The sequence below is a fragment of the Streptomyces anulatus genome (assembly GCF_000721175.1).
GTDB classification, from domain to species: domain Bacteria; phylum Actinomycetota; class Actinomycetes; order Streptomycetales; family Streptomycetaceae; genus Streptomyces; species Streptomyces anulatus_C.
Window position 1 is genome coordinate 35,208 of record NZ_JOEZ01000018.1, and the last position, 15,912, is coordinate 51,119.

Annotated in this window: 14 protein-coding genes; all 14 read left to right on the top strand. The window is 71.6% G+C overall.

Annotation, left to right across the window (positions count from 1 at the left end):
- Positions 1 to 174: 174 nt before the first annotated feature.
- A complete protein-coding gene (locus tag IG90_RS0122205; RefSeq protein WP_030587205.1) occupies positions 175 to 1,935 on the top strand; it encodes a DUF5941 domain-containing protein in 1,761 nt (586 codons plus the stop codon).
- A complete protein-coding gene (locus IG90_RS0122210) occupies positions 1,932 to 2,669 on the top strand; it encodes a phosphocholine cytidylyltransferase family protein (protein WP_030587208.1) in 738 nt (245 codons plus the stop codon). Before IG90_RS0122205 ends, IG90_RS0122210 begins: the two co-directional genes overlap by 4 nt.
- Positions 2,657 to 3,718 (top strand): iron-containing alcohol dehydrogenase family protein, encoded by a 1,062-nt coding sequence (locus IG90_RS0122215; protein ID WP_030587211.1) that lies wholly within the window; start codon positions 2,657 to 2,659, stop codon positions 3,716 to 3,718. The genes IG90_RS0122210 and IG90_RS0122215 overlap by 13 nt, the downstream gene beginning before the upstream one ends.
- The gene (locus IG90_RS0122220; protein WP_078585402.1) at positions 3,696 to 4,475 is read left to right on the top strand and encodes a CDP-alcohol phosphatidyltransferase family protein; all 780 of its coding nucleotides are present in this window, start codon (positions 3,696 to 3,698) and stop codon (positions 4,473 to 4,475) included. Before IG90_RS0122215 ends, IG90_RS0122220 begins: the two co-directional genes overlap by 23 nt.
- 8 nt (positions 4,476 to 4,483) lie before the next feature.
- A complete protein-coding gene (locus IG90_RS0122225) occupies positions 4,484 to 5,356 on the top strand; it encodes a glycosyltransferase family 2 protein (RefSeq protein ID WP_030587217.1) in 873 nt (290 codons plus the stop codon).
- 101 nt (positions 5,357 to 5,457) lie between these two features.
- Entirely contained in the window at positions 5,458 to 6,387 is a 930-nt protein-coding gene (locus IG90_RS0122230) for an ABC transporter permease (RefSeq protein ID WP_030587220.1), read from the top strand.
- Positions 6,380 to 7,165 carry an ABC transporter ATP-binding protein gene (locus tag IG90_RS0122235; RefSeq protein WP_030587223.1) on the top strand — a complete coding sequence of 262 codons (786 nt, stop codon included), beginning with the start codon at positions 6,380 to 6,382 and terminating at the stop codon, positions 7,163 to 7,165. The genes IG90_RS0122230 and IG90_RS0122235 overlap by 8 nt, the downstream gene beginning before the upstream one ends.
- Before the next feature lie 414 nt (positions 7,166 to 7,579).
- The gene (hpnC, locus tag IG90_RS0122240; protein ID WP_030587237.1) at positions 7,580 to 8,491 is read left to right on the top strand and encodes a squalene synthase HpnC; all 912 of its coding nucleotides are present in this window, start codon (positions 7,580 to 7,582) and stop codon (positions 8,489 to 8,491) included.
- A 29-nt stretch (positions 8,492 to 8,520) separates the two neighbouring features.
- On the top strand, positions 8,521 to 9,441 hold the full coding sequence (gene hpnD / locus IG90_RS0122245) for a presqualene diphosphate synthase HpnD (RefSeq protein WP_206433967.1): 921 nt from the start codon (positions 8,521 to 8,523) through the stop codon (positions 9,439 to 9,441).
- Between the two features lie 118 nt (positions 9,442 to 9,559).
- On the top strand, positions 9,560 to 10,945 hold the full coding sequence (hpnE, locus tag IG90_RS0122250; protein ID WP_030587243.1) for a hydroxysqualene dehydroxylase HpnE: 1,386 nt from the start codon (positions 9,560 to 9,562) through the stop codon (positions 10,943 to 10,945).
- Positions 10,942 to 12,045: a polyprenyl synthetase family protein gene (locus tag IG90_RS0122255; protein WP_030587246.1), complete on the top strand. Its 1,104-nt coding sequence runs from the start codon at positions 10,942 to 10,944 to the stop codon at positions 12,043 to 12,045. The genes hpnE and IG90_RS0122255 overlap by 4 nt, the downstream gene beginning before the upstream one ends.
- 107 nt (positions 12,046 to 12,152) lie before the next feature.
- Positions 12,153 to 14,150, top strand: a complete 1,998-nt coding sequence (gene shc / locus IG90_RS0122260) for a squalene--hopene cyclase (protein WP_030587249.1) — start codon at positions 12,153 to 12,155, stop codon at positions 14,148 to 14,150.
- Positions 14,150 to 14,797: a phosphorylase family protein gene (locus IG90_RS0122265; RefSeq protein ID WP_030587251.1), complete on the top strand. Its 648-nt coding sequence runs from the start codon at positions 14,150 to 14,152 to the stop codon at positions 14,795 to 14,797. The genes shc and IG90_RS0122265 overlap by 1 nt, the downstream gene beginning before the upstream one ends.
- A gap of 5 nt (positions 14,798 to 14,802) precedes the next feature.
- Positions 14,803 to 15,822, top strand: a complete 1,020-nt coding sequence (gene hpnH / locus IG90_RS0122270) for an adenosyl-hopene transferase HpnH (protein ID WP_030587254.1) — start codon at positions 14,803 to 14,805, stop codon at positions 15,820 to 15,822.
- The last annotated feature ends 90 nt before the right edge of the window (positions 15,823 to 15,912 follow it).

A 15,912-nucleotide genomic window follows, 5' to 3' on the forward strand; every position in this document is an offset into this window, starting at 1 on the left:
CCGTTCATCGGATAGCCTCAGCCGACACGCCGCCGGCCCGTCTCGTGGCCGTACGGGCGTGTGTCGTCCCCCGTCAGTGCCAAGGAGTGAGTTCGTCTGTCGACCGCCATCCTCACCGGTACGCCGGTACCCGGGTCGTCGCTCGCGGACGATCTGCGGTCCCTGGGCTTCGATGTGCAGACCGCCGTCGACGCCGGTGACGCCGCAGCCCTCCTCGCCGCCGTCCCGGCCGGCCGCCGGGTCGCCCTCGTCGACCCGCGTTTCGTGGGCCACGTCCACGCGTTGCGGCTCGGACTGACCGACCCGCGATTCCCAGCCGCCACCGTCCCCGGTGCGCTCACCGCCCGGCCCGAGGCACGCGGCGCCCTGCTGCGCGCGCTGGACCGCACCACCGCCGCGGTCGGCGCGGGCGCCCCGGTCGCCGATCCGGAGGCCGACCCCGCGCCCGAGGACCGGACGGTCCCCGGGCGCATCGCCGTCGCGCTGGAGGCCGAGGGCACCGCCGTCAAGCGCCCCGAACTCGGATCGCTCACCGCCGCCGTCCCCACCGACGCCGGACAGCGGGCGGCCGCCGAGACGGCCCGCGACGAGGTGGACGACGAGGCGGTACGGCTGCGCAGCGCGGTGAAGGCCCACGACGGCTTCTTCACCACCTTCTGCATCAGCCCCTACTCCCGCTACATCGCCCGCTGGTGCGCCCGCCGGGGCCTCACCCCGAACCAGGTCACCACCGCCTCGCTGATCACCGCGCTCATCGCGGCGGGCAGCGCGGCCACCGGGACCAGGGGCGGTTACGTCGCCGCAGGGATCCTGCTCCTGGTCTCCTTCGTGCTGGACTGCACCGACGGGCAGCTCGCCCGCTACTCACTGCAGTACTCCACGATGGGCGCCTGGCTGGACGCCACCTTCGACCGGGCCAAGGAGTACGCGTACTACGCGGGCCTCGCCATCGGCGCCGTACGCGGCGGTGACAGCGACGATGTGTGGGCCCTCGCGCTCGGCGCGATGGTCCTCCAGGCCTGCCGCCATGTCGTGGACTTCTCGTTCAACGAGGCCAACCACGACGCGGTCGCCAACACCAGCCCCACCGCCGCCCTCTCCGACAAGCTCGACAACGTCGGCTGGACGGTCTGGGTGCGCCGGATGATCGTGCTGCCGATCGGCGAACGCTGGGCCATGATCGCGGTGCTCACCGCACTCACCACCCCGCGCATCGTCTTCTACGCCCTGCTCGTCGGCTGCTCCCTGGCCGCCTGCTACACCACGGCGGGCCGCCTGCTGCGCTCGCTGACCCGCAGGGCCAGCCGCACCGACCGGGCCGCGCGGGCCCTCGCGGACCTCGCCGACTCCGGCCCCCTCGCCCAGGGCGTCGCGGCGGTCGTCCCCGGGCTCCGGGGCGCTTTCACGGCCCCGGCCGTCGCCCTGCTCGCGACGCTCGTCATGGTCGGCGGGGCCCTCTTCCTCCCGTACGGCAGTCGGCTCACCGTCGCCGCGGCGGCCGTGTACGTCCTGCTCTCCGGGCTCGCCGTCGCCCGCCCGCTCAAGGGTGCGCTCGACTGGCTGGTGCCGCCGTTCTTCCGGGCCGCGGAGTACGTCACGATCCTCGTGCTGGCGGTCCGCAGCGACGTGCCGCACGCCGTTCCGGCGGCCTTCGGGCTCGTTTCGGCCGTCGCCTACCATCACTACGACACGGTGTACCGCATCCGCGGCGGCACCGGCGCGCCGCCCCAGTGGCTGGTGCGGACGATCGGTGGACACGAGGGCCGTACCGCGCTGGTGGCCGTCCTCGCCGCCGTACTCACCCACACCTCAGGTTTCACCACGGCCCTGACCGCGCTCGCGGTCGCCGTGGCTCTGGTGGTGCTCCTGGAGTCCATCCGCTTCTGGGTGTCCTCCTCGGCGCCCGCCGTACACGACGAAGGAGAACTGGCATGATCGGCCTCGTACTGGCAGCCGGTGCAGGACGACGTCTGCGCCCCTACACGGACACGCTGCCCAAGGCGCTCGTCCCTGTCGACGGCGACAAGACGGTCCTCGACCTCACGCTCGCCAACTTCGCGGAGGTCGGACTCACCGAGGTCGCGATCGTCGTCGGCTACCGCAAGGAGGCCGTCTACGCCCGCAAGGCCGAGCTGGAGGCGACCTACGGCCTCACCCTCACGCTCATCGACAACGACAAGGCCGAGGAGTGGAACAACGCCTACTCCCTGTGGTGCGCCCGTGACGTCATCAAGCGCGGGGTGATCCTCGCCAACGGCGACACCGTGCACCCGGTCTCCGTCGAGAAGACCCTCCTGGACGCCCGCGGCCGGGGCCAGAAGATCATCCTCGCCCTGGACACCGAGAAGAACCTCGCCGACGAGGAGATGAAGGTCATCACCGCGGAGGGCAAGGGCGTCCAGCACATCACCAAGCTGATGGACCCGGCCACCGCGACCGGTGAGTACATCGGCGTCACCCTCATCGAGCCCGAGGCCGCCGAGGAGCTGGCGGACGCGCTGAAGACCACCTTCGAGCGCGACCCCGACCTCTACTACGAGGACGGCTACCAGGAGCTCGTGAACCGCGGCTTCACCGTCGACGTGGCCCCCATCGGCACAGTGACCTGGGTCGAGATCGACAACCACGACGACCTCAAGAAGGGCCGTGAGATCGCGTGCCAGTACTGACCCGGCTCATTCCGTCCCCGGTCGTCGTCGACATCCGGCGCGGCGCCATGGACGATCTGGCGGGTCTCCTGGCCGATCAGCGGATCTCCTCCTCGGGCAAGCTCGCCATCGCGATCAGCGACGGCTCCGGGCGCGCCCTGCGGGAGAGGCTCGCCCCGGTCCTGCCGGGTGCCGACTGGTATCCGGTCTCCGACGGCACGATCGACTCCGCGGTGAAGCTCGCCGACGGCATCAAGGGCAATCGGTACGACGCCGTCGTCGGCCTCGGCGGCGGCAAGATCATCGACGTGACGAAGTACGCCGCGGCGCGGGTCGGACTGCCCATGGTCGCCGTCGCGACGAACCTCTCGCACGACGGCCTGTGCTCGCCGGTCGCCACGCTCGACAACGACAACGGGCGCGGCTCCTACGGGGTCCCCACTCCGATCGCCGTGGTCATCGACCTCGACGTGATCCGTGAGGCGCCCGCCCGTTACGTCCGTTCCGGCATCGGCGACGCGATCTCGAACATCTCCTGCGTCGCCGACTGGGAGCTGGCCCACGAGGTCAACGGCGAGGAGATCGACGGTCTGGCGGCCGCGATGGCCCGCCAGGCGGGCGAGGCCGTGCTGCGCCACCCCGGCGGGGTCGGCGACGACGCCTTCCTGAAGGTGCTGGCCGAGGGGCTCGTGCTCACCGGCATCTCGATGTCGGTCGCGGGCGACTCGCGTCCGGCGTCCGGCGCCTGCCACGAGATCAACCACGCCTTCGACCTGCTCTACCCCCAGCGCGCGGCCAGCCACGGCGAGCAGGTCGGCCTCGGCGCCTGCTTCGCCATGCATCTGCGCGGTGCCCGCCAGGAGTCCCTCCTGATGGCATCGATACTGCGCCGCCACGGTCTGCCGGTCCTGCCGGAGGAGATCGGGTTCACCGTCGACGAGTTCGTGAAAGCCGTCGACTACGCGCCGCAGACGCGCCCGGGACGCTTCACGGTCCTGGAGCACCTCAACCTGTCCACCGACCAGATCAGGGACGCGTACGCCGACTATGCGACGACCATCAGTAGCTGAACTCCGTCCGGTCGTCCACCCCCCGGGCGTGAAGGACCGGCGCAGCGGCGAGCACTGGGCCGGGCGCATGTACATGCGTGAGGTCTCGCTGCGCGTGGACCGCTACCTGGTCAACACCCGGGTGACGCCGAACCAGGTCACGTACGTGATGACGCTGGCCGGTGCCCTCGCGGCCCCGGCGCTGCTGGTGCCGGGCATCTGGGGCGCCGTGCTCGGTGTGCTGATGGTCCAGCTCTACCTGCTGTTCGACTGCGTGGACGGCGAGCTGGCCCGCTGGAAGAAGCAGTACTCGCTCAGCGGGGTCTACCTGGACCGGGTCGCGGCCTACCTGTGCGACGCGGCGGTGCTCGTCGGCCTCGGCCTGCGCGCCGCCGACATCTGGGGCGAGGGCCGGATCGACTGGCTCTGGGCCTTCCTCGGCACCCTCGCCGCGCTCGGCGCGATCCTCATCAAGGCCGAGACGGACCTGGTGGGCGTGGCCCGCCACCAGGGCGGGCTGCCGCCGGTCAAGGAGGCGGCGTCCGAGCCGCGCTCCTCCGGCATGGCGCTGGCCCGCCGGGCGGCCGGAGCGCTCAGGTTCCACCGGCTGATCCTCGGCATCGAGGCCTCGCTGGTGATCCTCGTGGTGGCCGTCGTCGACGCGATCGGGGGCGACCTCTTCTACACCCGCCTGACCGTGGCGGTCATGGCCGGCATCGCGCTGCTGCAGACCCTGCTGCACCTGGTGTCCGTCCTGGCGTCCAGCAGGCTGAAGTGACCCCTCCCATGAAACTGGGCGCGGTGATCATCACCATGGGCAACCGCCCGGACGAGCTCCGCGCCCTCCTCGATTCGGTCACCGCCCAGCACGGTGACCGGATCGAGGTCGTGGTGGTCGGCAACGGCGCCCCGGTCCCCGACGTGCCCGCCGGGGTGCGGACGGTGGAACTGCCCGAGAACCTGGGCATCCCCGGCGGCCGCAACGCCGGCATCGAGGCGTTCGGCCCCTGCGGGGCGGACGTGGACGCCCTGCTCTTCCTGGACGACGACGGGCTGCTGCCGAACCGGGACACCGCCGAGCTGTGCCGGCGGGCGTTCACGGCGGACCCGAAGCTCGGGATCGTCACCTTCCGGATCGCCGACCCGGACACCGGCGCCACCCAGCGGCGGCACGTGCCCCGGCTGCGGGCCGCGGACCCGATGCGCTCCTCGCGCGTGACGACGTTCCTCGGCGGCGCCAACGCCGTACGCACCCGGGTCATCGCCGAGGTGGGCCCGCTGCCGGGGGACTTCTTCTACGCCCACGAGGAGACGGACCTGGCCTGGCGGGCGCTGGACGCGGGGTGGATGATCGACTACCGCGCGGACATGGTGCTGAACCACCCCACCACCGCCCCGTCCCGGCACGCTGTCTACCACCGCATGGTCGCCCGCAACCGGGTCTGGCTCGCCCGCCGTAACCTGCCCGCCCCGCTGGTCCCCCTCTACCTGGGGGTCTGGCTGCTGCTGACCCTGGTCAGGCGCCCGTCCGCGCCCGCGCTGAAGGCATGGTTCGGCGGATTCCGGGAAGGATGGGCGACCCCCTGCGGACCTCGTCGCCCGATGAAGTGGCGTACGGTGTGGCGGCTGACGAGGCTGGGCCGACCTCCGGTCATCTGAGAGGCTTTCCTCTGAGAGCATGAGGCGTATTTTCTTTCCGGGACCTGTCCGCCTGAGCCGCGCCCGCGACTGGCTGCGCGTGAAGACGAGAGTTTCAACTTGTGAGTGACACGACCCACGACGGTGGGGTAGCCCTCGGGACCCCGCCGTCCGCCGACGAGGGCCTCGGCGCGGCCCAGCTGGCCGCTAAGTACGGCCTGACCGTGAGCGGCGCCCGGCCGGGGCTGTTCGCGTACATGCGACAGCTCTGGGGCCGACGCCACTTCATCCTGGCCTTCTCCCGGGCGAAGCTGACCGCGCAGTACAGCCAGGCCAAACTGGGCCAGCTGTGGCAAGTGGTCACGCCCCTGCTGAACGCCGCGGTCTATTACCTGATCTTCGGGCTGATCCTGGGGACCAGGGAGGGGATTCCCCACGACGTCTTCGTGCCGTTCCTGGTCACCGGCGTCTTCGTCTTCACCTTCACCCAGAGCTCGGTGATGGCGGGCGTCCGCGCGATCTCCGGCAACCTCGGACTGGTCCGGGCCCTCCACTTCCCCCGGGCCTCGCTGCCCATCTCGTTCTCGCTCCAGCAGCTCCAGCAGCTGTTGTTCTCGATGATCGTGCTGGTCGCGGTCGCCGTCATCTTCGGCAGCTACCCCTCGCTGTCGTGGCTCCTGGTGATCCCCGCCCTGATCCTCCAGTTCTTCTTCAACACGGGCCTGGCCCTCGTCATGGCGCGGCTCGGCTCCAAGACCCCCGACCTCGCGCAGCTGATGCCGTTCGTCATGCGGACCTGGATGTACGCCTCGGGCGTCATGTTCTCCATCCCGGTGATGCTCAAGGACAAGCCGGCCTGGATCGCCGACGTGCTCCAGTACAACCCGGCGGCGGTCTACATGGACCTGGTCCGCTTCGCCCTGATCGACGGATACGGCTCCGAGAACCTGCCGGACCACGTCTGGGCCGTCGGCCTGGGCTGGGCCGTGCTGCTGGGCGTCGTGGGATTCGTGTACTTCTGGAAGGCAGAGGAACGGTACGGCCGTGGCTGAGGGCAACGCACAGGGGCGCATCCCCACGGTGATCGCCGACGACGTGCACATCGTGTACCGGGTCAACGGCACGGGCGGCGGCAGGGGCAGTGCCACCGCCGCGCTGAGCCGCATGATGCGGCGGGGCAAGGGCGAGCCGCGCGGCGTCCGGAAGGTGCACGCCGTCCGCGGTGTCTCCTTCACCGCCTACCGCGGCGAGGCCATCGGCCTGATCGGTACCAACGGCTCCGGCAAGTCGACGCTGCTGCGGGCCATCGCGGGTCTGCTGCCGACCGAATCCGGCCATGTGTACACGGACGGTCAGCCCTCGCTGCTCGGTGTGAACGCGGCGCTGATGAGCGATCTGACCGGCGAGCGCAACGTCGTGCTCGGCGGTCTGGCGATGGGCATGAGCCGGGACGAGATCCGCGAGCGCTACCAGGAGATCGTGGAGTTCTCCGGGATCAACGAGAAGGGCGACTTCATCACCCTGCCGATGCGGACGTACTCCTCCGGCATGGCGGCGCGGCTGCGCTTCTCGATCGCCGCAGCCAAGAACCACGACGTCCTCATGATCGACGAGGCGCTGGCCACCGGTGACCGCAAGTTCCGGGTCCGCTCCGAGGAGCGGATCCGTGAGCTGCGCAAGGAGGCGGGCACCGTCTTCCTGGTCAGCCACAACAACAAGTCGATCAGGGACACCTGCGACCGTGCGCTCTGGCTGGAGAAGGGCGAGCTCCTGATGGACGGCCCCACCGAGGAAGTCCTCAAGGCGTACGAGCGCGAAACGGGCAAGTAGCCCGAGCGTTCGACGCGGCCCCCGCCGGACCGGTCCGGCGGGGGCCGTCCGGTGCCCGCCGCCGGGCAGGCCCTCCGCAGTAGGGCCCGGGGTCGATCTCCTCCCGGCGGATGACGTCAATTCCGTCGTGCGCGGGGAAGGTTGACGGGCACGGCCGGGAAGCGGCGGCGGGCGCTCCACCCGGCCGGTCCCCCTGTGAGCTGTACAACGTAAGCTGTAGCGGTGCCGATTCATGGCAAGTAGGGCGATACGCCCCGGCACCGCCCGCTCTGCCGCAGTGCACTCGGAAGGTCGAGCGGCGTGTCCGAAAAGGGTTGTTTTGGATCAGCAGTGTAGAACGGGAGATGTGACGGCAATGACGGAAGATCTCCAGCTCCGACGTGGTTTCGCCGTCCCCGCGCCGGGCGGTCGGCAGTGACGCCGACCCCCGAGGCGCGCATCGGTGACGCCACTCTCGGCAAGGCCGCGGACGAGAACTTCCCCGTGGCGCCCTTCTTCCTGCCCCGCGCCTGGCGTGACGACCTGATGGCGGTCTACGGCTTCGCCCGGCTCGTCGACGACATCGGCGACGGCGACCTCGCGCCCGGCGGCGCGGACGCCCGCCACCTCGGTCTGGAGCCGGAGCGGAGCGACGACCGCCTCGCCATGCTCGACGCCTTCGAGACCGACCTCCACCGGGTCTTCGCCACCACCGGCGAGGAGCCGCACCACCCGCTGCTGCGCAACCTGTGCCCCACCGTGCGGCGCCGCGCGCTCACCCCCGAACCCTTCCTCGGCCTGATCGAGGCCAACCGCCAGGACCAGAAGATCCGCCGCTACGGCACCTACGCCGAGCTCGCCGCCTACTGCGAGCTCTCGGCGAACCCGGTCGGCCGCCTGGTCCTCGCCCTCACCGGCACCGCGAGCCCGGAACGCATCCGCCGCTCCGACGCGGTCTGCACCGCGCTCCAGATCGTCGAGCACCTGCAGGACGTGGCCGAGGACCTGGCACGCGACCGGATCTATCTGCCCGCCGAGGACATGGAACGCTTCCGGGTCACCGAGACCGACCTGGCCGCGCCGTCCGCCGGGGCCTCCGTGCGCGCCCTGATCGCGTACGAGGCCCAGCGCGCGAGCGAGCTGCTGAACGAGGGCCCCCCGCTGGTGGGCAGCGTCGACGGCAGGCTCAAGCTGCTCCTCGCCGGATTCGTCGGGGGCGGGCGCAGCGCGCTCACGGCGATCTCGGCCGCCGGGTTCGACGTACTGCCCGGACCGCCCAAGCCCACCAAGCCCAGCCTGCTGCGCGAAGTGGGAATCGTCTTGCGAAGAGCGCGTGGAGAGAGGTGAGCCGGACCGTGGAGGGACAGACGACGTACATGTCGCCGCCGGTGCAGGCCGCATACAGTTACTGCGAGGCCGTCACCGGACAGCAGGCCCGTAACTTCGCCTACGGCATCCGACTGCTGCCGTACGAGAAGCGGCAGGCCATGTCGGCGCTGTACGCCTTCTCCCGTCGGGTCGACGACATCGGCGACGGGGAACTGGACCCGGAGACCAAGCGGGCCCGGCTGGAGAACACCCGCGAGCTGCTCGACCGGGTCCGGAAGGACGCGGTCGACGAGGACGACACCGACCCGGTGGCCGTCGCGCTCTCGGACGCCTCCCACCGCTTCCCGCTCCCGCTCGGCGGGCTCGACGAGCTGATCGACGGCGTCCTGATGGACGTCCGGGGCGCGACCTACGAGACCTGGGACGACCTCAAGTCCTACTGCCGGTGCGTCGCCGGAGCCATCGGACGCCTCAGCCTCGGCGTCTTCGGAACCGCGCCGGGCGCCCGGGGGGCCGAGCGCGCCGCGGAGTACGCCGACACCCTCGGCCTCGCCCTCCAGCTCACCAACATCCTGCGCGACGTCCGCGAGGACGCCGGCAACGGGCGTACCTACCTGCCGGCCGACGACCTGGCCAAATTCGGCTGCTCGGCCGGCTTCCACCGGACCACCCCGCCCCCCGGCTCCGACTTCGCGGGCCTCATCCACTTCGAGGTGCGCCGGGCCCGCGCCCTGTTCGCCGAGGGCTACCGACTGCTGCCGATGCTCGACCGCCGCAGCGGCGCCTGCGTCGCGGCGATGGCCGGAATCTATCGCCGCCTTCTCGACCGGATCGAGCGCGACCCCGAGGCCGTCCTGCGCGGGCGGGTCTCGCTGCCCGGCCACGAGAAGGCCTACGTCGCGGTGCGCGGCCTGTCCGGACTGGACGCCCGCCACATCTCGCGGCTCACCGCCAGGGGGCGAGCCTGATGCGTCCTCGCACCTCCGGCCCCCGGGCAACCCTCCGGTGGCCCGATGCGTCACTGACTGCGACGATCTCCAGGATGAGGACCCGGCAGACGGCCACGACCCGGCGGGAGGGGCACGCATGAGCGACGAGACCCCGCGCCCCGTCGCCGTCGTCGTCGGCGGCGGTCTCGCCGGCGTCACGGCGGCGCTCCGCCTCGCCGACGCCGGACTCGACGTGACCCTCCTGGAAGGACGGCCCCGCCTCGGCGGCCTCGCCTTCTCCTTCCAGCGCGGCGACCTCACCGTCGACAACGGCCAGCACGTCTACCTGCGCTGCTGCACCGCCTACCGCTGGCTCCTCGACCGGATCGACGCCGCCCACCTGGCCCCGCTCCAGGACCGCCTCGACGTGCCCGTGCTGGACGTCGGCCGGGCCGCCGGACCGCGCCTGGGACGGCTGCGCCGCACCGGCCTGCCCGTACCGCTGCACCTCGCCGGCGGCCTCGCCGCCTATCCGCACCTCTCCCTCGCCGAGAAGGCGGGCGTGGGCCGCGCCGCCCTCGCGCTCGGCCGCCTCGACCCCGCCGACCCGGAGCTCGACCGCGTCGACTTCGCCACCTGGCTTCTCCGGCACGGTCAGTCGGAGCGCACCATCGAGGCGCTCTGGGACCTCGTCGGCGTCGCCACGCTGAACGCCACCGCACCGAACGCCTCCATGGCGCTCGCGGCGAAGGTCTTCAAGACCGGCCTGCTCTCCGAGCCCGGCGCCGCCGACATCGGCTGGGCCACCGTGCCGCTCGGCGAGCTCCACGACACCCTCGCCCGCAAGGCCCTGGACACCGCGGGCGTCCGCACCGAACTGCGCGCCAAGGCCGGCACCCTCACCCGCACCGAGGACGGCCGCTGGAACGTCGAGACGGTGGGGGAGCGGATCACCGCCGACGCCGTCGTACTGGCCGTGCCGCAGACCGAGACCCACGGCCTGCTGCCCGCGGGCGCGCTGGACGAACCGGACCTGCTGCTCGACATCGCATGCGCGCCCATCCTGAACGTGCACGTCGTCTACGACCGAAAGGTGCTGCGCCGGCCGTTCTTCGCGGCGATCGGCTCCCCGGTCCAGTGGGTCTTCGACCGGACCCACTCCTCGGGGCTGAGGGGCCCCGGGCAGTACCTGGCCGTCTCGCAGTCGGCCGCCCAGGACGAGATCGACCTCCCCGTCGCCGAACTGCGGGAGCGCTACCTGCCCGAGCTGGAACGGCTGCTCCCCGCCGCGCGCGGCGCCGGCATCCGCGACTTCTTCGTCACCCGGGAGCGCACCGCCACCTTCGCACCCGCCCCGGGCGTCGGACGGCTGCGCCCCGGCCCCCGCACCCGGCTGCCCGGTCTCCAGCTGGCGGGGGCCTGGACCGCCACCGGCTGGCCCGCGACGATGGAGGGTGCCGTGCGCAGCGGCGCCGGCGCCGCCGACGCGGCGCTCCACGACCTCGGCCGCCCCCCAGGACATCCGCTGCAGGAGGCGGCATGAGCAGTACCACCGGAACAAGAGGAGAGTCTGTGACCCCGGCGAATCCGGCTTTCGACACCGTGGCGGACACCGCGGACGTCACCGCGCTTCTGGAGCGCGGACGAGCCCTGTCAGCGCCGGTCCTGCGGGCTGCCGTGGGCCGGCTCGCGCCGCCCATGGACACCGTCGCCGCCTACCACTTCGGCTGGATCGACGCCGAGGGGCGGCCCTCGGACGGCGACGGCGGCAAGGCCGTGCGCCCCGCGCTCGCCCTGCTGTCCGCCGAGGCCGCGGGCGCCCCCGCCGAGGCCGGCATCCCCGGCGCGGTGGCCGTCGAACTCGTGCACAACTTCTCGCTGCTGCACGACGACCTGATGGACGGCGACGAGCAGCGCCGCCACCGCGACACCGTCTGGAAGGTGCACGGCCCCGCCCAGGCCATCCTGGTCGGCGACGCGCTCTTCGCGCTCGCCTACGACCTGCTGCTGGAGCTCGGCACGGTCGAGTCGGGCCGCGCGGCCCGCCGGCTGACCACCGCCACCCGCAAGCTCATCGACGGGCAGGCCCAGGACATCTCCTACGAGCACCGCGAGCGGGTCACCGTGGAGGAGTGCCTGGAGATGGAGGGCAACAAGACCGGCGCCCTGCTGGCCTGCGCCGTCTCCATCGGCGCGGTGCTCGGCGGCGCCGACGACCGCACCGCCGACACCCTGGAGGCGTACGGCTACCACCTCGGCCTCGCCTTCCAGGCCGTCGACGACCTCCTCGGCATCTGGGGCGACCCGGAGTCCACCGGCAAGCAGACCTGGAGCGACCTGCGCCAGCGCAAGAAGTCCCTGCCGGTCGTCGCGGCGCTCGCCGCGGGCGGCGAGGCGTCCGAACGGCTGGGCGAACTGCTCGCCGCCGACGCCAAGAGCAACGACTTCGACAGCTTCTCCGAAGAGGAGTTCGCCGCCCGCGCGGCACTCATCGAGGAGGCGGGCGGCCGTGAGTGGACCGCCCAGGAAGCCCGTCGTCAGCATGCGATCGCCATCGAGGCGCTGCACGCCGTCGACATGCCCCACCGGGTGCGGGAGCAGCTCACCGAGCTCGCCGACTTCGTGGTGGTACGGAAGAGATGACCACTCCTCGCATATGACTCGCAGTCGCCGGCCGGCGCCCCTCACCCGGGCGCCGGCCGACGGAGACCCCAGCACAGCAGAGAACCGACTGCACGAAGGGGAAGCTCATGACAGCGACGACCGACGGATCGACCGGGGCCGCGGACCTCGCCGAGGCTCCGGCCGACGATCCGACCGACACGAGAACCGCCGCGGACGACGTGACCGGCGCCGCGCGGCGGGCCGCGGAACGCTCGGTGGAGCACCTCCTCGGCAGACAGGACGAGCAGGGCTGGTGGAAGGGCGACCTCGCCACCAACGTCACGATGGACGCCGAGGACCTGCTCCTGCGTCAGTTCCTCGGCATCCAGGACCCCGAGACCACCCGGGCGGCCGCCCTCTTCATCCGCGGCGAACAGCTCGGCGACGGCACCTGGAACACCTTCTACGGCGGACCCGGCGACCTCTCCGCCACGATCGAGGCGTACGTCGCCCTGCGGCTGGCCGGGGACCGCCCCGACGAACCGCACATGGCACGCGCCTCCGGCTGGATCAGGGAGCAGGGCGGCATCGCGGCCGCCCGCGTCTTCACCCGCATCTGGCTGGCCCTGTTCGGCTGGTGGAAATGGGACGACCTCCCCGAACTGCCGCCCGAGCTGATGTTCTTCCCCAAGTGGGTCCCGCTCAACATCTACGACTTCGGCTGCTGGGCCCGGCAGACCATCGTGCCGCTCACCGTCGTCTCCGCGAAGCGCCCGGTGCGCCCCGCGCCCTTCGCCCTGGACGAGCTGCACACCGACCCCGACCACCCCAGCCCGGCCAGGAAGCTCGCCCCGCCCACCAGTTGGGACGGACTCTTCCAGCGCCTCGACAAAGGGCTGCACCTCTACCACAAGGTCGCCCCGCGCCCGCTGCGCCGCGTCGCGATGAACCTCGCCGCCCGGTGGATCATCGAGCGCCAGGAAAACGACGGCTGCTGGGGCGGGATCCAGCCGCCCGCCGTCTACTCCATCATCGCGTTGCACCTGCTCGGCTACGACCTCGACCACCCGGTGATGAAGGCCGGCCTGGCATCGCTCGACCGGTTCGCCGTCCGGCGCGAGGACGGCGCCCGCATGGTCGAGGCCTGCCAGTCGCCCGTCTGGGACACCTGCCTGGCCACCATCGCCCTGGCCGACGCCGGACTCGGACCCGACCACCCCGCCCTGGTGAAGGCCGCCGACTGGATGCTGGCCGAGGAGATCACCCGCCCCGGCGACTGGTCGGTGCGCAAGCCCGAACTGGCCCCCGGGGGCTGGGCGTTCGAGTTCCACAACGACAACTACCCGGACATCGACGACACCGCCGAAGTCGTCCTGGCGCTGCGCCGGGTGCGCCACCCCGACCCCGCCCGCCTGGAAGCCGCCATCGCGCGCGGGGTCCGCTGGAACCTCGGGATGCAGTCCCGTAACGGGGCCTGGGGCGCGTTCGACGCCGACAACACCAGCCCCTTCCCCAACCGCCTTCCCTTCTGCGACTTCGGCGAGGTCATCGACCCGCCGTCGGCCGACGTCACCGGCCATGTCGTGGAGATGCTCGCCGTCGAGGGCCTCGCGAACCACCCCCGTACCCGCGCGGGCATCGAGTGGCTGCTCGCCGAACAGGAGGCGTGCGGCGCCTGGTTCGGCCGCTGGGGCGTCAACTACGTCTACGGCACCGGGTCCGTGGTGCCCGCCCTGATCGTCGCCGGTCTGCCCGCCGGACACCCCGCGATCCGCCGGGCCGTCGGATGGCTGGAGTCCGTCCAGAACGACGACGGCGGCTGGGGCGAGGACCTGCGCTCCTACCAGGAGGAGAAGTGGATCGGGCACGGTGAGTCCACCGCCTCCCAGACCGCCTGGGCGCTGCTCGCCCTCCTCGCCGCGGGCCGCCGCGACACCCGTTCGGTCGCCCGCGGCGTCACCTGGCTGACCGAGGCGCAGCAGGCCGACGGCTCCTGGGACGAGCCGTATTTCACCGGCACCGGCTTCCCCTGGGACTTCTCCATCAACTACCACCTCTACCGCCAGGTCTTCCCTCTCACCGCGCTCGGGCGTTATGTGCACGGCGACCCGTTCGCCGACCGCGCGGACGCCGAGGGGGCCTGATGGGCGGTCCGCGAGGGCCCGGGAGCCCCGTGCCGCCGCTGCTGGTCGCCTGCGCCCTCGGCATCGAGCAGGTGGCCCTGCGCAGCGGCAGGGGCGCCCCGGGCCCGGTCCGGGTGCTGCGGACCGGGATGGGCCCCCGGGCGGCGGAGGCGGCCGTGTCGCGGCTCCTGGGTCCCGACGGTGTTCCCGACGCCGCCGTGATCGCCTCCGGCTTCTGCGCCGGCCTCGCCCCCGGGATGCACCCCGGGGACCTGGTCGTCGCCGAGGAGACCCGGGACGTCGACGGCACCACCCCCTGCACGGGCACCGGCATCCTGGTCGCCGCGCTCGCCAGGGCCGTCCCGGGCGGCACCGTCCACACCGGCCCGCTGACCGGTTCCGACCACGTCGTACGGGGCTCCGAGCGGGCCGCGCTGCGGGCGGACGGAGCCATCGCGGTGGACATGGAGTCCGCCGCGACACTGCGTACCGCCCTGTGTCACGGCCCGCGCCCGGTTGCGGCCGTCCGGGTGGTCGTGGACGCTCCAGAGCATGAGCTCGTCCGCATCGGCACGGTCCGCGGTGGAATATCAGCCTTCCGCGTTCTTCGTGCGGTCCTTCCGGCTTTCTACGAATGGCACCGATCCTTATTGCTCCCCAGGAGGTGAGCCAGATGGCCATGCCGCTCCGTCAGTCCATCAAGGTCGCGACGTATCTCTTCGAACAGAAGCTCCGCAAGCGTGAGAAGTTCCCCCTGATCGTCGAGCTGGAGCCGTTGTTCGCCTGCAATCTCGCCTGTGAGGGCTGCGGGAAGATCCAGCACCCGGCCGGTGTCCTGAAGCAGCGCATGCCGGTCGCCCAGGCGGTCGGAGCGGTCCTCGAATCCGGTGCCCCCATGGTGTCCATCGCCGGTGGCGAACCCCTGATGCATCCGCAGATCGACGAGATCGTGCGTCAGCTCGTCGCGAAGAAGAAGTACGTCTTCCTCTGCACCAACGCGATGCTGATGCGGAAGAAGCTCGAGAAGTTCACCCCGTCCCCGTACTTCGCCTTCGCCGTGCACATCGACGGACTGCGCGAGCGGCACGACGAGTCGGTGGCCAAGGAGGGCGTCTTCGACGAGGCCGTCGCCGCGATGAAGGAGGCCAAGCGGCGCGGCTTCCGCGTCACCACCAACTCCACCTTCTTCAACACCGACACTCCGCAGACCATCATCGAGGTCCTCAACTACCTCAACGACGACCTCAAGGTCGACGAGATGATGATCTCGCCCGCCTACGCCTACGAGAAGGCGCCCGACCAGGAACACTTCCTGGGCGTCGAGCAGACCCGCGAGCTCTTCAAGAAGGCCTTCGCGGGCGGCAACCGGGGCCGCTGGCGGCTCAACCACTCGCCGCTCTTCCTGGACTTCCTGGAGGGCAAGGCGGACTTCCCGTGCACCGCGTGGGCGATTCCGAACTACTCGCTCTTCGGCTGGCAGCGCCCCTGCTACCTGATGAGCGACGGCTACGTACCGACGTACCGCCAGCTCATCGAGGAGACCGACTGGGACAAGTACGGCCGCGGCAAGGATCCGCGCTGCGCCAACTGCATGGCGCACTGCGGTTACGAGCCCACGGCGGTGCTCGCCACCATGGGGTCGCTGAAGGAATCCCTGCGCGCGGCACGGGAGACGGTCAGCGGCAACCGCTGAGGCGGTGACCGACGAGGGTCTGTTCCGCACGACAGGCCCTGGGTACGGCCGGCCGCCACGGGTCTCCCGCGGCGGCCGGCCGCATGGTGC